General features: G+C 67.3%; 17 protein-coding genes. All 17 read right to left on the minus strand.

Translation table 11 applies throughout. The features are described 5' to 3' along the window. Nucleotides 1-11 precede the first annotated feature (11 nt). The 17 genes from AUL36_RS00865 to AUL36_RS00945 all read right to left on the minus strand — a co-directional run bounded on the left by AUL36_RS00865 (nt 12) and on the right by AUL36_RS00945 (nt 20187). Nucleotides 12-2993 carry a bifunctional [glutamine synthetase] adenylyltransferase/[glutamine synthetase]-adenylyl-L-tyrosine phosphorylase gene (locus AUL36_RS00865; protein ID WP_062216977.1) on the minus strand — a complete coding sequence of 994 codons (2982 nt, stop codon included), beginning with the start codon at nt 2991-2993 and terminating at the stop codon, nt 12-14. Further along, nucleotides 2977-4395 carry a sensor histidine kinase gene (locus AUL36_RS00870; RefSeq protein WP_062216979.1) on the minus strand — a complete coding sequence of 473 codons (1419 nt, stop codon included), beginning with the start codon at nt 4393-4395 and terminating at the stop codon, nt 2977-2979. The genes AUL36_RS00865 and AUL36_RS00870 overlap by 17 nt, the downstream gene beginning before the upstream one ends. A gap of 38 nt (nt 4396-4433) precedes the next feature. Then, nucleotides 4434-5150 (minus strand): response regulator transcription factor, encoded by a 717-nt coding sequence (locus AUL36_RS00875; RefSeq protein ID WP_062216982.1) that lies wholly within the window; start codon nt 5148-5150, stop codon nt 4434-4436. A 108-nt stretch (nt 5151-5258) separates the two neighbouring features. Beyond that, a complete protein-coding gene (locus AUL36_RS00880; RefSeq protein WP_058636481.1) occupies nt 5259-6782 on the minus strand; it encodes a Do family serine endopeptidase in 1524 nt (507 codons plus the stop codon). Between the two features lie 113 nt (nt 6783-6895). Beyond that, entirely contained in the window at nt 6896-7414 is a 519-nt protein-coding gene (locus AUL36_RS00885; protein ID WP_062216985.1) for a cytochrome c-type biogenesis protein, read from the minus strand. A 2-nt stretch (nt 7415-7416) separates the two neighbouring features. Continuing rightward, nucleotides 7417-9396 carry a heme lyase CcmF/NrfE family subunit gene (locus AUL36_RS00890; protein WP_062216989.1) on the minus strand — a complete coding sequence of 660 codons (1980 nt, stop codon included), beginning with the start codon at nt 9394-9396 and terminating at the stop codon, nt 7417-7419. Beyond that, a complete protein-coding gene (gene ccmE / locus AUL36_RS00895) occupies nt 9393-9896 on the minus strand; it encodes a cytochrome c maturation protein CcmE (protein ID WP_062216993.1) in 504 nt (167 codons plus the stop codon). The genes AUL36_RS00890 and ccmE overlap by 4 nt, the downstream gene beginning before the upstream one ends. Continuing rightward, nucleotides 9893-11038, minus strand: coding sequence for a c-type cytochrome biogenesis protein CcmI (gene ccmI / locus AUL36_RS00900; RefSeq protein WP_062216996.1), 1146 nt, complete (start codon nt 11036-11038; stop codon nt 9893-9895). The genes ccmE and ccmI overlap by 4 nt, the downstream gene beginning before the upstream one ends. A gap of 114 nt (nt 11039-11152) precedes the next feature. Continuing rightward, complete coding sequence (locus AUL36_RS00905) at nt 11153-11560, minus strand: hypothetical protein (protein ID WP_058636485.1); 408 nt, start codon at nt 11558-11560, stop codon at nt 11153-11155. A gap of 61 nt (nt 11561-11621) precedes the next feature. After that, nucleotides 11622-13025, minus strand: a complete 1404-nt coding sequence (locus tag AUL36_RS00910; protein WP_244496993.1) for an ATP-binding protein — start codon at nt 13023-13025, stop codon at nt 11622-11624. Nucleotides 13026-13030: 5 nt separating this feature from the next. Further along, entirely contained in the window at nt 13031-13693 is a 663-nt protein-coding gene (locus AUL36_RS00915; protein WP_058600709.1) for a response regulator transcription factor, read from the minus strand. 35 nt (nt 13694-13728) lie between these two features. Next, the gene (locus tag AUL36_RS00920; RefSeq protein WP_062216999.1) at nt 13729-14052 is read right to left on the minus strand and encodes a hypothetical protein; all 324 of its coding nucleotides are present in this window, start codon (nt 14050-14052) and stop codon (nt 13729-13731) included. Nucleotides 14053-14134: 82 nt separating this feature from the next. Beyond that, the gene (locus AUL36_RS00925; protein WP_058600711.1) at nt 14135-14341 is read right to left on the minus strand and encodes a hypothetical protein; all 207 of its coding nucleotides are present in this window, start codon (nt 14339-14341) and stop codon (nt 14135-14137) included. 22 nt (nt 14342-14363) lie between these two features. Further along, nucleotides 14364-18239 (minus strand): baseplate multidomain protein megatron, encoded by a 3876-nt coding sequence (locus AUL36_RS00930; protein WP_062217001.1) that lies wholly within the window; start codon nt 18237-18239, stop codon nt 14364-14366. Between the two features lie 3 nt (nt 18240-18242). Further along, nucleotides 18243-18680: an NlpC/P60 family protein gene (locus AUL36_RS00935; protein WP_062217003.1), complete on the minus strand. Its 438-nt coding sequence runs from the start codon at nt 18678-18680 to the stop codon at nt 18243-18245. Continuing rightward, nucleotides 18680-19567 carry a DUF2163 domain-containing protein gene (locus AUL36_RS00940; RefSeq protein ID WP_062217006.1) on the minus strand — a complete coding sequence of 296 codons (888 nt, stop codon included), beginning with the start codon at nt 19565-19567 and terminating at the stop codon, nt 18680-18682. The genes AUL36_RS00935 and AUL36_RS00940 overlap by 1 nt, the downstream gene beginning before the upstream one ends. Further along, the gene (locus AUL36_RS00945) at nt 19564-20187 is read right to left on the minus strand and encodes a DUF2460 domain-containing protein (protein ID WP_062217177.1); all 624 of its coding nucleotides are present in this window, start codon (nt 20185-20187) and stop codon (nt 19564-19566) included. Before AUL36_RS00945 ends, AUL36_RS00940 begins: the two co-directional genes overlap by 4 nt.

The raw sequence follows: 20187 nt of genomic DNA on the forward strand, positions 1-20187 counted from the left end.
CGCGCTCCGTTTCAGCTGCGTGGCAGCTTGTCGTCCCCCGCCCCTTCGAAGGGGATCAGCGCACAGAACGCGGCTCGTACCCGCTCCGCCAGATCGGCGATATGGGGCTCGATCCCGCTTTGGTCGGCCAAATCGAGCGAGCGCGCCAGCCGGTCGGCCAGACCAGCCGGCAGATCGGACACGTTGAAGGCCGTGCCGGGGCCAAGCCGGACCAGTTGCACGATGCGCGTGAAATCCGCCATCGCGGCCGGCAAACCATCGGCATCCGCGCGATCGGGAAGACGCCGGGCCAGTTCACGGAGCACCTGTTCCGTTGGCCGGCCGATCAGGTCCAGCGGCACGGTGCCGGTCAGGATGGCCCATTGGGCAATGAATTCGAGGTCGGTCAGACCGCCCGCCAGCCGCTTGAGATCGAGCGTGCCGCGTGGTGGCTTCTGCACGTCCAGCCGCGCGCGCATGTCGGCGACGTCGTAGCGTAGAAGCGGATCCTGCGCGTGGCTCTCGATCGCCTCACGGATGGCTTGGCGGATTTCACCCGCGAAATCAGTCTCACCGGACAGAACGCGTGAGCGCGTCAGCGCCATGCGCTCCCAAGTCCAGGCTTCGCGCTGATACTTGCGGAAGGCGTCGATGTGGGTTGCGAGCGGCCCCTTGTTGCCGGAAGGGCGCAGACGGAAATCGACCTCGTAGAGCACGCCATCGGCCATGGGCGAGGTCAACGCCGCGATGAGACGCTGCGTGAGGCGCGTATAATAGGTCGAGACCGGCAGAGGCCTGTCGCCGTCCGAGGTCTCAGCCGCTGGATCATGGTCATAGAGCAGCATGAGATCGACATCGGAACTCGCGGTCAGCTCGCCGCTGCCGAGCCGACCGAGCCCCAGCACCACGAGACGCCCGCCCGGCACGCGTCCATGGGCGCGACGGAACTCCGCCTCCACCGCCTCCACCAGAACTTCAAGAACGACATCGGCCAAAGCCGTGAAGGCGGCCCCCGCCGCCTCGCCTTCGATGGCGCCGGCCAACAGGCGAATGCCGACGAGAAAGCGCTGTTCGGAGGCAAAGATGCGCAGCCGCGCCAAACGCTCTTCCAGGAACTGGGCATCGCGCAGGAAGGCCGACAGCCGCTGGCGCAGGAGTTCGCGCGTCGGGATCTCTCGGTAGAAGGCCGGATCCAGAAGTGCGTCGAAAACATGCGGGCGCAGCGAGATCGTATCGGCCAGACGCGGCGCGGCGGTGATCGCCAGTGCCAGAAGCTCCAGAAGGCGGGGATTGGACGCGATCAGCGAGAAGAACTGAAGGCCGGACGGCAAGCCTTGCAGGAACCGATCGAACCCGGCCAGCGCGTTATCGGGGTCCTGTCCCTTGCCGAAGGCTTCGAGCAGCGAGGGCAGAACACGCACCAACTGTTCGCGCGCCGCCTCCGAGCGCGTCGCACGGTAGCGCCCGGCGCCCCAGCCCTGCACGATGCGCCCGACATCGGCCGGTCGGCGATAGCCGAGCTGGCTCAGCCAGTGAAGTGCCGCTTCGTCTTCGGCATCGCTGAGGAGCGCCGTCGCCCCTTCCTGCGAGCGAGCGGGCGCATGGTCGGCGAAGAGCGACGAGAACCGCGCCTCGACGGTTTCGAGGCGGCGGGTCAGCGCCTGCGAGAAAGCCTCCAACGTTTCGAAATTACAGAGCTTGGCGATGCGCGTGAGCTCTTCAGTCGTTTCGGGCAGCGTGTGGCTCTGCTCGTCCGCCACCATCTGGATCGCGTGTTCGACGCGGCGCAGGAACCAGTAAGCTTCCGTCAGCTCTTCGGCGGTCGTGCTTTCAATCCACCCCTCCTGCCCCAGACGGGCCAGGGCCTCGTCCGTACGACGCAATCGAAGAGCCGGGTTGCGCCCACCGGCGATCAATTGCTGGGCCTGCGCGAAGAATTCGATCTCGCGGATGCCGCCGCGCCCGAGCTTCACGTTCTGCCCGGCGACCAGGATGCTTTCGAAGCCGCGATGGCGGTCGATCCGCATCTTCATGGCGTGAATGTCGCCGATGGCGACGAAATCGAGATAGCGCCGCCAGACGAAGGGCGCGATATCCCGCATGAAGGCGCTGGCCGCCGCCTCGTCGCCAGCGATGGGCCGCGCCTTGATCATGGCCGCGCGCTCCCAATCGCGACCCGAGCCTTCATAGTAAACCAGAGCGGTCGGTACGGGCACGGCGAGCGGCATGGCGGACGGGTCGGGGCGAAGGCGAAGATCGGTGCGGAAGACGTAGCCGTCCCTGGTGCGCTCGCCGATCATCTTCACGAGGCGGCGCGCGAGGCGCGAGAACAGCTCGACGCTTTCGGGCGGATCGAGCACGGCTTCGGCTTCCGGCTCGAACAAGACGATCAGGTCGATGTCGCTGGAATAGTTCAGCTCTTCGCCGCCAAGCTTGCCCATGCCGAGCACGAACAGGCCAGAGCCCTCCTCTGGCCGCGCCGGGTTCGGTAGGCGCAGGCTACCACGGCGATGGAGATCGGAAAGGCAAAAGCGCAAGGCGCGCGCGACGGCCGCTTCGGCCAGTTGCGACAGGTGGCGCGTCGTCTCCAGCGGCGTCGCCGCGCCGAAGAGATCGTCCAGCGCGATCAGAAACGAGGCCTCGTTGCGCACCTGACGCAGCTCCGCCATCAAGCCGGCTTCGGTCGCGTCATCCGAGAGTGGGGCTTGCAGCGAGGCGATCAACGCCGCGATTCGAGCCTTCGGCTCCTCGTCGAACAGCTGCTCCAGCCAGCGCGGAGAGCGCAGAGCCAGCCCTTCCAAATGCGGCGAGAGGGACAGCGCCGCGCCCAGACGCTCGCGGTTTTTGTCCTGCGCAGCGGCCGACAGCCATGCCGACAAGCGCTCCAGCCCCTCGGCATCAGCTGCCGCCTTGAGATCGCCGAGGTAGGAGAGCGCCTTGTCCACGGACAAAGGCACCAGGGAAAGCGCGCCTTGGAAGCGCGGCGCGAGCTTTCCGTCATCCCTCGTCGGCAATCTGTCCTCCCTCGATCGGTATGTGCAGCCGAACGATAAGCCCTGGCGCGGCATCGTCCAACATCATCGTTCCACCGTGAATGCCGGCGATGGCCTGGACCAGCGAGAGACCGAGACCCGATCCGGGCTTGGTGCGGCTTTCGTCCAGCCGATAGAATCGCTCCAGCACACGGGCCCGTTTGTCCGCCGGAATGCCCGCACCATTGTCGGCCACCGATAAGGAAAAACTTCTCTCCTCGGCCGTCAGCTCCACCCGGATGCGCAGGGCCGCTTCAGCCGGCAGACCGTATTTCAAGGCATTGTCGATGAGATTGGACAGGGCTTGGGCAATCAGCTCGCGGCTGACCTCGGCCATGAGGCTGTCCGGCGCTTCGACCTCCAGCGCCCCGCCCTCGTCCTCTGCCGAAGGCTCGTAGAGCTCCGTCACGTCGCGCACGATGGCGGCGATGTCGACCTGCGTCTTCAAGGCCGGATGCGACCCTGCTTCGACGCGGCTGATCATCAACAACGCGTCGAAGGTGCGGATCATGCCGTCCGCCTCCGCCATCACGCCTTCCAACGCGCCGCGCAGTTCGGGTTCGGACGCGGTGTGCGCCCCGCCAAGAGCCGATTCCACGCGGTTGCGAAGACGCGTCAGCGGCGTCTTCAGATCATGGGCGATATTGTCGGAGACCTGCCGCAGCCCTTCCTGCAGATGCGAGATGCGGGCCAGAAGCACGTTGAGGTTTTCCGACAGGCGGTCGAACTCGTCGCCCGTTCCGGCCACCGGCAGACGCTCGTTCAGATCGCCCGCCATGATGCGGGCGGTAGAGACTGACATATTGTCGAGCCGGTGCAGCGCCGAGCGCCCGACGAGGAACCAGGCGATCAGCGCGCCGACACTCATCAGCCCGAGCGCCAGGATCAGGGCGTTGCGCACCACGAGACGAATGCGGTCGAGTTCGGTCTGGTCGCGGCCGACCAGAACCCGAAGCCCGTTGGGCAGTTGGATGACCTGCGCGATGGCGGAATGGTAGCGATCATCCGGGTCTTCGGTGAAGCGCGCATAGCGAAAGGCATGGCTGACGAAACCAGGATCGTCCAGCACGCCCGCTTCCAGGCTTTCGACATTGCCGGCGAGAATGCGGCCCGTGGCATCCGTCATCAGATAGAGCGATGCGCCGGGCTGGCGCGACCGCCGATCGATGCTGCGCACCAGACCGACCAAACCGGAATTTTGATAGATCCGCCCGAGTTCGTCGATCTCTTCGTTGATCGTGTCGCGGTTCTGCGTCTGAAGGATCGAAGCCGCCGAACCCGTGACGTAAAAAAGCAGAATGGCGGCGAAAACCGCGAAGAGGCAGAGGTAGATCGCCGAAAGGCGGAAGGCCGTGACCCGCCAGAGGTCACGGATGCGGGTCATGGTTCGCATGGGCTGGCCGATACGTGGCTGGGCTGCGCTCACCCCTGCCCCGGCCGCAGGATATAGCCGGAGCCGCGCACCGTATGCAGCAAGGGCTCTCCGACATCGCGCTCGATCTTGGAGCGAAGGCGCGAGATATGAACGTCGATCACGTTGGTCTGCGGGTCGAAATGATAGTCCCAGACATTCTCCAGAAGCATGGTGCGCGTCACCACCTGCCCCGCATGTTTCATGAGATATTCGAGCAGACGAAACTCGCGCGGCTGGAGGATGATCGTCTTGCCGCCGCGCTTCACCTCATGGGACAGCCGGTCGAGTTCGAGGTCGCCGACCTTGTAGGCCGTCTCCACATCCTTGGTCGCCCGGCGACGACCCAGCACCTCGACCCGCGCCAGAAGCTCGGAAAAGGCATAGGGCTTGGAAAGATAATCGTCGCCGCCCGCGCGCAGGCCCGTGACGCGATCGTCCACCTGGCCAAGCGCCGAGAGGATCAACGCCGGCGTCATGTTGCCCTTGTCGCGCAGGGCCGAGATCACCGAAAGCCCGTCCCGCTGCGGCAGCATCCGATCCACGACCAGAACATCGTAGGATTGGGTCTCGGCCATGTGCAGGCCCGTTTCCCCATCGGCCGCGTGATCGGGCACATGACCCGATTCCCGGAAAGCCTTCTGAAGATAGGAGGCGGCTTCGTTGTCGTCTTCGATCAAGAGGATGCGCATGGCATCGGATGTAGGCGAAAGCGCCGGCAGCGTCATCTGTCCCCTCCGTCAGGATCGTGCGATTCAACAAAAAAGGGCGGCGCCTCGTTCGAAAGCGCCGCCCCGACAGCATGGGAAGGGAGGTCAGCGCCTCCCCTCACCGGCTCAGCTGCCGGAGATCGGCAGGGCGACGAAGCGGTTCTGGTCGCCGTTGCGCAGTTGGAATAGAGCCGCCTTGCGGCCGCTGGTCGAGGCGCTCTTGATCGCGGTTTCGACGTCGCGCTGCGACTTCACCTGCGTTCCGTTCACGGCGACGATCGTGTCGCCGGCCGATACACCGCGCGAGGCCGCCTCGGAGTCGGGATCGACTTCGGTCACGACCACACCCTGCCCGTCGTCGGACGGGGTCAGCGTCAGGCCGTAGCCGCGCAGCGAGGACGGGTTCACCGGCACGCCGCCCGAGCCCGAGGTGTTGGAGGCTTCATCCAGCGAGGCGAGATTGCCGAGCTGCACCTTGATCTGCTTGGCGGCATTGTCGCGCCAGACGGTCACGTCGATGGAAGCGCCCGGCTTGAACTCGGCCACGCGGCGGGCCAGTTCGCGGGGGCTGGCGACCGTTTCGCCGTTGACGGCGGTGATCACGTCGCCGGTACGGATGCCGGCCTTGGTGGCGGGCGTCTCGTTGTCCGGCAGCGTCACGATGGCGCCATGCGTGTTGGCAAGGCCCAGCGCCTCGGCGATATCCTTCGTCACCGGCGCGATCTGCACGCCGAGCCAGCCGCGCTGCACGTTGCCGTTTTCACGCAGCGACTGGATCACCGACTGCGCCGTGGATGCGGGAATGGCGAAGCCGATGCCGACCGAACCGCCCGAGGGCGAGAAGATGGCCGTGTTGATGCCAATCACCTGCCCCTGAAGGTTGAAGGCCGGACCGCCCGAATTGCCTCGGTTCACCGGCGCGTCGATCTGGAGGAAGTCGTCGTAAGGGCCTGCGCCGATGTCGCGGCCACGGGCCGAGACGATGCCCGACGTGACCGAGCCACCGAGGCCGAACGGGTTGCCGACGGCCACGACCCAATCGCCGACGCGGACCTTGGAATCATCGGCCCAGCCGACATAGGTAAACTTGGTGTTGGGGGCATCGACCTTCAGCAGCGCCAGATCGGTGCGCTTGTCCGCGCCGACGAGCTTGGCCTGATATTCCGTGCCGTCGTTCAGGACGATCGTGTAGTTCGTGCCACCTTCCACGACGTGGTTGTTGGTGACGATATAGCCGTCATCCGAGATGAAGAAGCCGGACCCTTGTGCCATGCCTTCGCGCGGCGCGCGGCGCGGCGCACGCTGGCCGGGCGCGCCCGGACCGCCGTTCGGATTGCCGAACTCGAAGAAGCGGCGCAGCGGATGGCCTTCGGGCAGGTTCTCGAAAGGCGAGCCCTGCTGTGCGTCACCGCGATCGGCCGCGTCCTCGATCTTTTCCTTCACTCGAACCGAGACGACGGCCGGCGAGACCTTCTCGACCACATCGGCGAAACCCGCGCTCTGGCCCGCCGGATTCACTTGCACGGCCTGCGCATAGGACGGCGTGGTGTTGGCGATGACGCCGCCCGAGAAGGCGAGGCCGGCGACACCGGCAGCCAGCACGGCGGCGGACAGGCGGCGCTTCGTCTTGGTCGTGATCGTATGGGTCATGAACACTCTCGCTGGTTCCGATCTCGGCGGCAGCGGCCATTGCTCGCTGCTTCTATGTCTCGGAAGCTAGTGGATCGAAGATTACGGCAAGTTTTCGAAGGCATGAAAGCTTGTTAACCTCGGAGACCCACTGAGCTTTCGTTTTCGCGCGGCGGCTCGCGGGCGTCCATCCGGTCCAACGCCTCAGCCACCGCGCGCTCCTCCGCCGCACTGAGCGGCGCAGGCCCGGATGTTTCACGTCGGCAAGAGAAAAATAGAAAGGTGCCGCCGGCCAGCAAGAGCAGGACCGGCGTTCCCCAGAGGATCAGCGTTTGCGGCTCGAAACGCGGGCGCAGAAGCACAAACTGGCCGTAGCGCGCCACGAGATAATCCAGCACCTTCTCGTCGCTGTCGCCCGCGAGAAGGCGCTGGCGCACGAGAACCCGCAGATCCTTGGCGAGCGGGGCATCGGAATCGTCGATGGACTGGTTCTGGCAGACCATGCAGCGCAGCTCGGCCGAAAGGGCGCGGGCGCGCGCCTCCATTCGAGCGTCGGGAAGAACTTCATCCGGCTGCACCGCCGGGGCCGATGTGGCAGCGAGGCAGGACAAGACCGCCGCGACCATCAACGCCTTCGAGCGCGAAACGCTCATGCTCACGCCGCCTTCGGCCGCGCTGACGATCGGCGCGCCGGCGCACCGACGCGCAGGCGGCGGTCCGCGAGGGATACGAGGCCGCCGAGCGACATGGCCACGGCACCCAGCCAGATCAGCGTCACAAATGGCTTGTACCAGACGCGCACGACCGTCGCTCCGCCATTGGCCGCCGCATCGCCCAGCGCGATATAGATCTGGCTGAAACCGCGCGTGTGAATGCCGGCTTCCGTCGTCGGCATCTGCCGCGCGGGATAGAGACGCTTGGAGGATTCGATCACGCTGCCGGGCACACCGTCGCGGATCAAGGTGAAGCGGCCGACCTCCTCGTGATAGTTCGGCCCTTCGCGAGGGCTCAGACCCTCGAAGCGCACGATCGCCCCGCCGGCCATCAACGTGTCCCCCGGCGCCATGGTGGTGATCGTCTCGGTGCTGAAAGCGCTGACGGACACGACGCCGAACAGCGTCACGCCGAGCCCGAAATGGGCGATCGCCGTCCCAAAGGCGGAGCGTGGCAAGCCGACGAGGCGACGCAGCGCAAGGCGCGGCCCGGCCTTCGGTAAGCCAGCGCGCGCGGCAAGATCGCACAGGCTGCCGACCAGCAGCCAGACAGCGAGGCCGAAGCCCAACGCCGCCAGAATACGCGTCCCCTGCGTGACGGCCAGAACAATCACCATGGCGACCAGAGCCGCGCCGATGGCGACATAGAGCCGTTGTGCAGCTGCCCAAAGGTCTCCGCGCTTCCACGCGAGCAGCGGGCCGAAGGGAACCGCAAAGAGAAGCGGCACCATGAGTGGTCCGAACGTGGCGTTGAAGAAGGGCGCGCCAACGGAAATCTTGGTGCCGGTCGTGACCTCCAGCGCCAGCGGATAGAGCGTGCCGGTCAGAACCGTCGCCGTCGCCGTCGTCAGGAAGAGGTTGTTGAAGACCAGCGCGCCTTCGCGCGAGATCGGCGCGAACAGCCCGCCGCTTTCGAGCTCGCTCGACCGCCAGGCGAAGAGCGCCAGCGAGCCGCCGATGAAGACGCAGAGGATGGCGAGGATGAACACGCCGCGCTCAGGGTCCACCGCGAAGGCGTGAACCGAGGTCAGGACGCCGGAGCGCACGAGGAAGGTGCCAAGCAGCGACAGGGAGAAGGTCAGGATCGCCAGAAGCACCGTCCAGACCTTCAGCGCCGAGCGCTTTTCCATAACCAGCGCCGAGTGGAGCAGCGCCGTGCCCGAGAGCCAAGGCATGAAGGAGGCGTTCTCGACCGGGTCCCAGAACCACCAGCCACCCCAGCCAAGTTCGTAATAAGCCCAGTAGGAGCCCATGGCGATGCCGGCCGTCAGGAAGACCCAGGCGATCAGCGTCCAGGGCCGCACCCAGCGCGCCCAAGCCGCGTCGATCCGCCCGTCGATCAAGGCGGCGACCGCGAAGGAAAAAGCGATCGAGAAGCCGACATAGCCGAGATAGAGCAGCGGCGGATGAATCGCGAGGCCGATGTCCTGAAGGATCGGGTTGAGATCCTGCCCCTCGAAGGGTGCGGGCACTGCGCGGGTGAAGGGGTTGGACGTCAGCAGAATGAACAGAAGGAAGGCCACCAGAATCCAGGCCTGAACCGACAGGACATTGGCCTTGAGACTCGCCGGCAGGTCCGCGCCGAACGAGGCGACCAACGCGCCAAAAAAGGCAAGGATCAGCACCCAGAGGAGCATCGACCCTTCGTGGTTCCCCCAGACGCCCGACACCTTGTAGAGCATGGGTTTCAGGGAATGGCTGTTCTCGACCACGTTCAGAACCGAGAAGTCCGACGTCACATAGGCAAAGGTCAGCGCGCCGAACGCGAAGGCCAGAAGAGCGAAACAGGCGAGCGACGTGATGCCTCCCGTTTCCATCAGCCGGCTATCCCCCGTGCGGCTGCCGAGAAGCGGTAGGACGGATTGCACCAGCGCCAGCCCGAGAGCCAGGACCAGCGCGAAATGGCCGAGTTCGACGATCACAGGCCCGCTCCGGTCGAGGCCGGCGCACCGGCTTTGGAAGCGGTGGGTCGCTCACTCGCAACCACGGCGCCGTCCTTCCAGAGGCCGCGCGCCTTCATGTCGTCCACGACCTCCTTGGGCATATAGGTCTCGTCATGCTTGGCCAGCACGGTGTCCGCCACGAAGACATGATCGGGGCCGATCGTGCCTTCCGCAACGACGCCCTGCCCTTCCCGGAAGAGATCGGGCAAAAGGCCGGAATAGCGCACGAGCACGCTTTCAACCGTATCGGTCACGCGAAAGCGCACGGCCTGACCGGCGCCCCGCTCCACCGTTCCGCTTTCCACCAGCCCGCCAAGACGGATGCGCTGGCCCTCGACCGGAGGGCGCGTGGCAAGATCGGTCGGGGAATTGAAGAAGGCGACGCTGTCGGACAAGGCCGTCAGCACCAGAGCCAAGGCGGCTCCGACGACGAAAAGGATGCCGAAGATCGAAGTCAGGCGCTTTTGCTTGCGGGTCATCGCGTCGTCGCATCTCCCGAGAGGTTGAGGCCGAGCGACCTGGCAAGAGCGAGAAGCAACTTACCGTCTGCGGTTTCAGGAGGAAAGACGCCGAGCGCCCTGCGACCAGCCGCCTCGGCCTTCGCCTTGTCTCCGAGCACCGCATAGGAGCGGATCAACCGCGTCCAGCCATCCGCATCATCAGGTGCGGCGTCGAGGCGGCTTGCGAGTTGCGCGACCATGCCTTGGATCATGGCTTGGCGGTCGGTATCGCTGAGTTGCCCGGCCACTTCGATGGCGGCGGCATCAGGGCCGGGCGGCGGGTTGCCGAGCTTGGCTTCCGCGTCCCTCAATGCGCCCTGCGCCAGCGCGAGCCAGGGCGCGCCAGCCGGTGAGACATCGATCAGCGAGGCCCACGCGTCCTTGGCTTCGGCGTATCGCCCCGTCTGCGACAGACCGAGAGCGAGATAGAATCGAGCGGCGGGAAGGTTGGGATCGAGCGCCAGCGCGGCTTCGAAGGCTTGGCGCGCCTCCAACGTCACCTCGCCGCCGGCCTTCTGCACCAGAGCCTCGCCCAAGCCGGCCTGCGCAGCAGCGCTCGGCGGCCCCAGCCTCAGAATATTGCGATACGCCGTCGCAGCCTTGTCCGCGTCTCCGAGCCGCAGATAAACCGGCGCCGCGACATTCCAGCCCGTCAGATCGTCCGGCCGCTCGGCCAGGCGTCGCTCCACAGCGGCCATCATGGCGGAAATGTCGGACGGCTGCGCGGGAGGTGCGCGGCCGGCCAAAGGCTGGTCGCTCATATCAGGCGAGCCGGCCCGATCATAAAACAGAAAGGTGCCGACCGGCAGCAGCAGGGCCACCGCGAGCCCGGCGAGGATCGCCAGCCGCCCGTTCCGGTCTCCACCTTCCGATGCGGCAGCCTTCACCGCCTCTTCGGACTTCAAAAGCCGGCGCGCGATCTCGGCCCGTGCTGTTGTGGCCTCGTCAGCGCCGATGGCGCCGCGAGACAGGTCCGCCTCGAGTTCGGCGAGTTGCGCGCGATAGACCTCGGCGTCATGCAGCGGGCGCGGCGAAACCGCCGATCCGTGTGTGCGCAGAAGCGGGCGGATCGTCGCGGCGGTCGCGAGCAGGGTCATGATGGCGGCGACAAACCAGAACAATGGGTCTCTTCCCTCCCCGCCGATCGAAAGAACGACGGACCATGCCGCAACTCGAGCGGACATAGCTGCTCTAGCAAGGGCCGCCGCCGATGCCTATTCACATCGCTCTCAAGATCAGCCGACGGGCGTCCAGCCCTCGGCGCCGGAGCGGCAGGCCGTGCCGACCTGACGCGTCGTCGCGCTGCCTTTGGTGATCACATGCGTATAGCCGCGGCAATCCTGCGAGCCGATCCGATAAAGCTGCGTCGGCACCACCTCGCCGCGATACCCGTCGGCCGACCAGGGCACGGCCTGCCCGACCGCCCCAAACTGCAAGGCCTGATACTGCGCCGCAAGGGCTCCCTGCTCGGCGCGACCCGACAGCGCGACATTGCCAGTCTTGGGCAGGCTGGGGCGCAGCGCCAGCGCGCCGGGCGGCAGCGGCGCTACCGGGGCGCTCGTCAACGCCGCGCCGGACGAGAGGCAACCGCCCAGAAAGAGCGACGCGAGCAGGGCTGCGGAGGTCTGAAATGCACGGCGCATGAACCAGCCTGATACCGACCGGACCAAGCCTGAACGACCCGCTCCGGAAAATCCGAACATTTCAGGAGATCGGCGCATCCCCCGAGCGAGGCAAGGTCAGGCAGGCCCGCAATCCCCCGAATTCGGATCGCTCCAGTTGAAAACCGCCGCGGTATTGCAAAACGGTCTCAGCCACGATCGACAGGCCGAGCCCGCTGCCGGGCACGGTCTCGTCGAGGCGCCGGCCCCGTTTCGTGGCCTCCACGATCTCCTCGGGCGTCAAACCCGGACCATCGTCCGAGACGGTGACGGCAAAACTCGCCGTGTCCGACACCGCCAGCGTCAGTTCGATGCGGCTGCGCCCATATTTCGCGGCATTCTCCAGGAGATTGCCGAGCATCTCCTCCAGATCCTGCTGCTCGCCGGCAAACACCAGCCGCTCCGCCGCCGGATCGATCCGGGCATCGATGCGAAAGCCGGGGTTGAGCTTCACCATCACGCGCAGCAGCCGATCCACGACGGGGCGAACCGGCGTGCGGGCGATCGCGCTTTCGCCACCGGCCGCAATGCGGGCGCGGTCGAGATAGTGCTGGACATGGGCCTGCATCCGCTCGCCCTGCTCGCGCAGCACCCGCCCCCGCTCGCCGCCGATGGCGCCGGCTTCGTTCAGGAGCACGGCAACCGGCGTCTTCAGCGCATGGGCGAGATTGCCGACCTGCGTTCGGGCACGCTCGATGATGCGCCGGTTGCTGTCGATCAGCGCGTTCATCTCGGCGGCCAGCGGCTGAATTTCCGTGGGGAAGCTCCCCTCCAGCCGCTCCCGCTCGCCCGCGCGCACGGATGCCAGCGAGCGCTGGACGACGGAAAGCGGGCGCAGTCCATAAAGAATGGCAAGAGCATTGATCACGGTCGAACCCAGCCCGAAAAGGCCGAGATAAAGGGTCAGCGAGCGGTTGAAGGCCGCAATGTCGGCGTCGAGCGTGCTCGCATTGCCCATCACGCGAAAGCGCGCGGCGTGGTTCTCGCCATCCAGAACCACCTCGGCCTCTTCGACATAAAGCGTCTCGCCGTCGAGCCCGGGTACGCGGTAATCGCGGCGATATTGCATGTCGAAGGGCGCAGCCGTCTCCGGCACGTCGGCGATCCGCGCCCGCCCGAGCGAGAAGGATGTGAGCCGTCCCGTCGTATTGGCGCTGGCTGAGAGAACCTCCCAGTACCAGCCCGACAAGGGCTGCGAATAGGCGAGATCGCCGAGATCGGGCACGCCGCGCAGCGCGCCGTTCTCGTCCACCGTCACGGCGTTGACGAGGTTGAACAGCTGTGCGCGCACCACCGCTTCGAAGCCCGATTGAGCCGTGCGCTCGTAGAGCTGTGAAATCAGGCCGCCGATCACCAGAAAGGCCGCGATGGCCCAGAGGCTCGACATGCCGACGACGCGAACCGTCAGGCTGCGGCCCCAGCCGCCTGGGCCCTTGAAAATCGGCACGGCCCCTATCCCGAGCTCCGCATCCGATAGCCGAGGCCGCGAACCGTCTCGATCAGATCGATGCCGAGCTTGCGGCGCAGCCGGCCGACGAAGACTTCGATCGTGTTGGAATCGCGGTCGAAATCCTGATCGTACATATGTTCCGTCAGCTCGCTGCGCGAAACGATCTCGCCCTGATGATGCATGAGATAGGCCAGAAGCCGATACTCGTGCGAGGTCAGCTTCAGGGGCGTCCCATCGATCGTGGCGCGAGAGGATTTGGTGTCGAGGCGCAGCGGCCCGCAATGAATTTCGGACGAGGCGTGGCCGGCCGCACGGCGGATCAGGGCGCGCAGCCGGGCCAGCACCTCCTCCATATGGAAAGGCTTGGCGACATAATCGTCCGCACCCGCGTCGATACCCGCCACCTTGTCGCTCCAGCGATCGCGCGCCGTCAGAAGCAGAACCGGCATGGTGCGCCCGTCGCGCCGCCAGCGTTCCAGAACGCTGATCCCGTCCATCTTCGGCAGGCCGACATCGAGGATCACGGCGTCGTAAGGCTCGGTGTCTCCGAGAAAATGTCCGTCCTCGCCGTCCGAGGCGCTGTCCACGACATAGCCAGCCGCGCGCAACGCTTCGCCCAGTTGGCGGCTCAGTTGCGCGTCATCCTCAACGACCAAGATACGCATCGGCTCTCCGGTTCGGCGTTTCGATTCGTGCCGATCTATTGCGGAATCGTGATCGTCTGACGGCGGGGCCGGCTGCCATCGCGCGCCGGCACCAAGACCGTGACGACGCAGACCGTCCGCCCGCCTTGATCGGCGATCTGGACCGACAGAACCTGGCCGCCGCTCTGCGCGGCGGCCTGCGCGGCGGCGGCGGAGCAGCCGCCTTGGGCCAGAAGCTCCGGCCGCTCAAAGGTGGCGGCCGGGCCATGCGTCCAGGCCGCCGCCGATCCCGACGCGGACCAGTTCGCGGAGGCAGGCGCGGCCGCCGCCCAAAGCGAAAGGCCGGCGATGAGAAGGGAGAGAGGCGTTCGACGGGTCATCGGCTTTCCCGGTTCATGTCCTCCTTCTTCTAGGCGCTGGCCGCTGAATGTCGAATGAATGTCGGAAATTCGCCTCTTTCCGTCAGCGGATTTCCGATCGCGCCTGGAAGCGCCCGAGGATTGCCACCGCCGCGCCGATCGCCGAGGCCAAAGCCGCCAGTGTGCCGGCCAGCTGGTCCTGCGAGAGCCCGTCCAGTTCGAAGCCGCGCAGCGCCGCGAGGCTCGCGCCCATCGAAACGAGCGCGCCCCAGACCGTCTTGGATTTCCACCAGTCTTTGGTGTCGTTCATATATCCTCCTGAAAGTGCTGTTTCATGCCAATGTTGCAAAAGAGATGCGCCTCGCCTCACCAGGGCCGACACTGGCGCTGACCTGCGCCACGGCGATGTCGAGCCGTGTGCCGCCGGATGGGAGCACCGCGCGCCAGACCGAAGCCTCGACCCGCAAGGCCGGCTCCCCGGCGTCGAGAGCGAGGTTCGAGCCGCCTTCGGCCGACAGGGTTACGCGATAGGCCTCGCGCTCCTCGCCGAGCGGCATGTCCGCCTCGTCCCAGCCTTCGACAGCGGCTCGGCTGCGGCGAACCCATTGGAGCGACAGCGTTCCATCCGCTGCGATCCGCCCGGTCAGATGGCAAGGCGACAGCGGCTGAAGCGCGCGCCGGCCGAGCGCAACCGTCTGCCGGTCGGCCGCCTCGTCACCCAAGGGTCGGCCGGAGGGCGCGGCCAGCCAATGCCGCTCCATCCCGAGACCGGAAACGGCGGCGGGAACCGGCGCACAGGCCCCGTCCAGGAGAACGAAGGCCGCGCCCTTCGGATGCCCGGCCCGCATTGCCGCCTCCGTTCCGTTGAGCGCACGCAGCAGATGGCGCAGGCGGAAGCGCGCCGGCGCGACCTCTTCGGACTCGCCGAACTGGATCACTTCCCAGGCCCCCGAGGCCGAGCGGATCGCCGCCCGGTTCGCGCCCGCCATCAGCGCCGCCTCCGGCACGGAGGACAGGGCACCGAAAGCGAGTTCCACGACAGGTGCATGGGTGCGGTCGAAGACGCCTTCGCGCCCCGCCCCGAGCGGCTGGGCCAGCGCACCGAGCGTCGCGGGTCTCCCGATGCGGGCGAAGCTTTGAAACCCCGTATCCGTCACGGAAGCGAAGAGGTCGAGCGGCACGAAGGGCCGGCTCATGGCCGCCACCGCCGCGCCGCCGATCCCTTCGATCTCGGGCAGGTCCATCCAATGCACCACAGGGCGGGAGGCGAAGGCGGGCTGGACGGAAGCCGGAGCTTGCACATTCCCCGCCTCCACCGGGCGCGGAACGAGACTGCGAAGGCGGGACGCCTCGACGCGCCGAAGCAAGCCATCCTCGATCCGCTCGATCCGCCAGACGTGCTCGCCACCCGGCAGACGAACATGGTCCCCCGGAGACAATCCCAGCGCTGCGGGAGACAGCGCGAAGCTTGCAGTCTCGCGCTCGCCTGTTTCCCGGTCGAGAAGATCGGCGGCGAGCCGCCGGGCCTGCCCCTCCGAGAGAACGATCGGCAGTTCGACATCGACCTGCTTCGGCCGGTCGGCATCGCCGAGCGCCGCTTCCGCCACGCCCGATTGATAGGCCCGCGCCGGGTCGCTGAAGCCGACCAGAACCTCCTCCGCCATCTCGCTCGGCTCGGCTCGGCGAACCTCCAGGGGCGGCGCATCCCCCTCGTCCGCCAGCGCCTCCAGCAAGACGTCCCGCCCCCGCCGCGCCATGGAGCGAAACCGCAGGCGACCGCCTTCCGACCGTGCTTCGACGCCCGCTAGGCGCAGCAGTTCTTCCAACTCGGCCCGCGCCGAGCCCGGCCCCGGCACGAGAAAGCCGCCGAGATCGCCATCGACCTCCGCCGTATCCCCCAACGCGAACCCGTGATCGTGCAAAAGATGATCGATGAGCCCGTCCAGCGGCGCGCGGCCGAGACGGCCGGTCAGCCAATGGCCACGCTCCCAATTGCCGCCATCGGCCCAGACATCGGCCCGGTCGGGAAAGGCGGGAGCCGGCCGCGCGTCCCAGCACCAGACATGAATGGTCTCCGGCGGCACCATGCGGCCGCCATAGATCGGCGACACCGGATTGTTAGCCGCCTCGAAGCCGGCCGCCGCCGGGTTCCAATGGCGCAGATGCGCTTCCAGAAAGCGGCGCTGCGCGAGATCGTCCCGCCCGCCGTTGGAGAAATGCGGCCAGGCGCTTTCCGCCGATTTCGGATCGTAGAAAACGTTGGGCTGGTTCGCCCCTTTGTCGATCGCCGGGCAGCCGAGTTCGGTGAACCAGATCGGCTTCGACATCGGCACCCAGGCCGTCGGTTGCGCCTGCTCCACGCCGCCGCGTCGCTCCACATGCGGGTTCGACCACCAGCTTTTCAGATCCTTGGCACGGAAGACCCAAGGCTTGCCGAGCCCGTCGCTGATCGGGCTGCGCTGCCCCGCGCGCCGCGCCGCTTCGCTCGGATAGAACCAGTCGAAATATTCGCCGCTTGCGACCCCCTGTCCCAGCGCCTCCCGATCATAGGGCGACGGCATTTCTCCCGCCGCGTCGCCGTCGCGCCAGTCGGCGAGCGGCAGGTAATTGTCGATCCCAATCGCCCCGATCGCCGGGTCGCTCCAGAGCGCATCGAGCTGAAAGAACACGTCGCCCGAGCCGTCCTGCGGCTGGTAGCCGAAATATTCGCTCCAATCGGCGGCATAGGTGACGAGCGTCGCGGGCAGAAGCGCCTTCACCTCCCGCGCCAGCGTCACCAGCCCGTCCACGAAGGGAAAGCGTCCCGCCTCGTCGCGCAGAGACGTGAGCCCGCGCATTTCGGAGCCGATCACGAAGGCATCGACCCCGCCCGAAAGCTTGGCCAGATGCGCGGCATGCAGGATCATGCGCCGGTAGGACCATTCGGGCGCGCCGCCATAGGTCACCTCGCGTCCCGCCACCGCGAAGTCGGACACCTTCGCCTGTCCCAGAAAACGCGCGATGTCGCCCCGTGCCGCAGCCGTCCGATCAGCCGAGCCTTTGCGACCCGGTGCCAGATCGAGCGTCATCCGGCCGCGCCATGGATAGGGTGACTGCTCCGCCCCACCATAGGGATCGGACTGTCCATTGCCAGCCGGCACGTCCATCATCAGGAAGGGATAGAGCGTCACCTTCAGCCCGCGCCCGCGCAATTCGGCGATAGCCCGTAGCACGCCCGCATCCGATGGCGTGCCGCCATAGGCCGGCGCGCCATCGATCTGGCTGACGAGCCGCGCCTCGTCCCGCGTCACGCCGCCCCCGCGCCAAGGCACCGTCTCGTCGCGTTGGCGCACCTCGACGCCCGGTCGCACGCTCGCATGGCCGACACGCAGATCGTCCGCGAACCAACTCACCACGAGCGCAGCGCGCTCCAGGCGTGGGCAAAGCGCCGTCAACTCATCCAGCGAGGCAGTGAGATCGCTCGGGCCATGCAGCATATTGCGGTTGATGAGCCGATCCTCGCCGGGGCCGACCCGCTCACGCACGGCCAAGGGGTCGAGCCCGTGTTCCGTCGCGCCGGGAATGATCGTGATGGCCCGCAGCCCCGCTTCCAACTCGCCGACGGGCCGGATCACCTCGCAGGACATCTGCGGAATACGGTTGCCCCATCGCTCCAGCGGCAGTCGCTCGAACACGATATAGGCGAGCCCGCGATAGGCCGGCGCATTGCCTCGCCCCTGCCGGGCCTCGATCAGCGGGTCGGGTTCCTGGTCCTCCGTTCCTTTGTGCAGGCGCCACGTCACCAGCGGTAGGTCGAGTTCCTCGCCATCGGCCCAGATGCGCCTGACATGGGCGATCGGCCCTTCGCACAGGCCGATCGCGACATTGCCGAAATAGCTATAGGTCGTCACCTCGCCGCGCCCGCGCGCGGAACCCTTGCCGCCCGTGCGCTCGGTGGTCGCCACTTCCTCGAAGCGTGTGGTCCAGATCACCTGCCCTGCGATCCGGGCCGTGCCGTAGAGGCGCGCGACGCCCGCCCCCTCGTCCGCCTCCATGATGCGGCTCGCCGTCAGACGCGGCCCCTGCCGCTTCGTGCGTGCGCCAAACAGCGCGCCATCGATGGCCGAGCCGCCCAGCGCCCCGATGGCCCGCCCGGCCATCGCCCCGAAGGGCCCGCCGATCAGGCCGCCGAGCGCGCCGCCGGCCGCCTGCAAGAGGATGGTCGCCATGGATCAACTCCGCTCGATGAACTGGAAAAACCCCGCGATCCGCCCGGCCCAGCCCGGCGTCAGCGGCGAGGAGACGACCGAAGCGCCCTCATAGGCATGGATCAGCCGCAGGCTTGGGCCCGCGCTCTCGTCCAGAATGCCGCAATGCTGCGCCGGCCGGCCGCGCCGCCAGCGAAACAGCACGAGATCGCCCGGCGCGGCCGACGCGCGCTCCACGGGATGAAAGTAGCGACGCGCCGCCTCCATCATCGGGTCGCCCGAACCCGTCTCGGCCCAGTCCGTGCTGTAAGGGCCGGGGCGCTCGGGCTCCGCGCCATAGACCTCGCGCCAGATTCCGCGCACGAGGCCGAGGCAATCGCAGCCGACGCCCGCCCGGCTGCCCTGATGGCGATAGGGCGTTTCGAGAAAGCCGCGCGCGGCGGAAAGAACCCGCGCCCGCATCACGGCACCACCGGCGAGCCGTCATGCAGCCCGTCGCTCTTGGCGATGTTCAGCGCCGCGTCCGCGCCCGGCAGATGCGGGAAGCCGCGAAAGTTCACGCTGTTGCCGAAGCGATCCCGGCAGGTGGCGAAGGCCCGGTCGCAGCCGGCCAGGAGACGAAGCCGGCTGCCGATGGCGGGAACCTGCGCGGGCATCCGCGCGAGAAACGCCAGCAGCGTCCCCACCTCCGCACCGTCCATCAGCCCCCGCAGCGGCACCGCCTCGCCGCTCGCACCCAAGAGAATTCGACCCTGCGCGAAGAGCCCCTGATCAGCTCGCGCGATCGGCTCCACCGGCCGGATCACGAGCCGTTCGGCGCTACCCGCCACGAGATCGACAGGCCGTGTCCAAGGGCCGAGATCGACGCCGCAGCGCCGGTCCCCCAACACAGCGTCGCAGCGTCGGCGATAGGTGCGCCCGCGCTGCCGGTCGAGCCGCGCCGCGAGCCCGCGCAACTCGGCACGAAAGCCACCCGGCCCGCGCGTCACCTCGCCGAGATCGGCGCTGTCCATCAGGACGTGATGGGCGGGCTCCTGCCAATCGACGCGAAACGTCTCGACACTCGCGCCGTCGAACAAGCCCCGCTCCACCTCCTCCTCGCGGATCGCCTCGTCGGCAAAGCCGCCCTCCACGGCCTCCGTTCCCGCGCTTAAGCCGCGCGCCGTCTCGCTTTCGCCCGATGTCCAGCCCGTGCGGGCGCGAAACAGCGTGCCGGCGAATTGGAGGTCTTCGTCATGGTCGGTGAAGCCGAACACCGCTCCGTCCCGCCGCGTCAGACGCCAGGCGCTCGCCAGCGTCGTCGCCGGCTGCTTCAGCCGTGCCTGAAAGGCGTCGGACAGCACTTTCACGGGCGGATCTCCACAAGCGGAATGGACGGAATGTCGCCGGCTTCGAAGGCAGCGAGATTGACTGCGAGATGGTCGATGTCGAAGCGCACGGGCACGTCGAATTCGAAACCCGCCGTGATGGTGCGGCCCGCCGCCGGCGGGGCCTTGAGGGTCACGAGGCCCGTTGCCGGATCGACTGCGGCCTCGGCGGGCGCGCCATCCACCGCGACGCGGACACTGGCCGCGACCGGCGTTCGGATCGGCCTGACATAGGCCCCCTCGCCCTCGCCATAGCGCTTCACGAGTTGGAAGCTCGATGTGGAGCCGTCCCCCGTTCCGATCCGCTGGTCGAGCGCCGTCACGCCCTGCCCCCAGCGCGCGGACGAGGCGTCGAGCGGGTCGCGAAAGCGAAAGCCCACCAGCCGCCCGCGCCGCGCCTCGAAGAAATCGAGAACGCGCATGAGGTCGCCGAGGCTCTTCACGCCCGATCCCGCGTCGTAGCGCCGCCAGGAATGGCGGCCGCGCTGGTTGCGGTTCTCATAGCCGGTGGAGAGGCGCACGATGTCGGTTCGCCGTTCCGGCCCGCCCGAGGTTCCGAAGGCCACCGAAATCGGGAACCGCTCCTCGCTGAAAGAGGCGAT

It is taken from the genome of Aureimonas sp. D3 (genome assembly GCF_001463805.1).
Lineage (GTDB): Bacteria > Pseudomonadota > Alphaproteobacteria > Rhizobiales > Rhizobiaceae > Aureimonas > Aureimonas ureilytica_A.

Bases quoted from the DNA above. Each gene is read 5' to 3' on its own strand.
- ccmE (WP_062216993.1), bottom strand. From the start codon at position 9,896: ATGACCCGCAAGCAAAAGCGCCTGACTTCGATCTTCGGCATCCTTTTC.
- AUL36_RS00870 (WP_062216979.1), bottom strand. From the start codon at position 4,395: ATGACCCGCATCCGTGACCTCTGGCGGGTCACGGCCTTCCGCCTTTCG.
- AUL36_RS00880 (WP_058636481.1), bottom strand. From the start codon at position 6,782: ATGACCCATACGATCACGACCAAGACGAAGCGCCGCCTGTCCGCCGCC.
- AUL36_RS00925 (WP_058600711.1), bottom strand. From the start codon at position 14,341: ATGAACGACACCAAAGACTGGTGGAAATCCAAGACGGTCTGGGGCGCG.
- AUL36_RS00875 (WP_062216982.1), bottom strand. From the start codon at position 5,150: ATGACGCTGCCGGCGCTTTCGCCTACATCCGATGCCATGCGCATCCTC.
- AUL36_RS00935 (WP_062217003.1), bottom strand. From the start codon at position 18,680: ATGCGGGCGCGGGTTCTTTCCGCCGCGCGCGGCTTTCTCGAAACGCCC.
- AUL36_RS00905 (WP_058636485.1), bottom strand. From the start codon at position 11,560: ATGCGCCGTGCATTTCAGACCTCCGCAGCCCTGCTCGCGTCGCTCTTT.
- AUL36_RS00920 (WP_062216999.1), bottom strand. From the start codon at position 14,052: ATGACCCGTCGAACGCCTCTCTCCCTTCTCATCGCCGGCCTTTCGCTT.
- AUL36_RS00885 (WP_062216985.1), bottom strand. From the start codon at position 7,414: ATGAGCGTTTCGCGCTCGAAGGCGTTGATGGTCGCGGCGGTCTTGTCC.
- AUL36_RS00930 (WP_062217001.1), bottom strand. From the start codon at position 18,239: ATGGCGACCATCCTCTTGCAGGCGGCCGGCGGCGCGCTCGGCGGCCTG.
- AUL36_RS00915 (WP_058600709.1), bottom strand. From the start codon at position 13,693: ATGCGTATCTTGGTCGTTGAGGATGACGCGCAACTGAGCCGCCAACTG.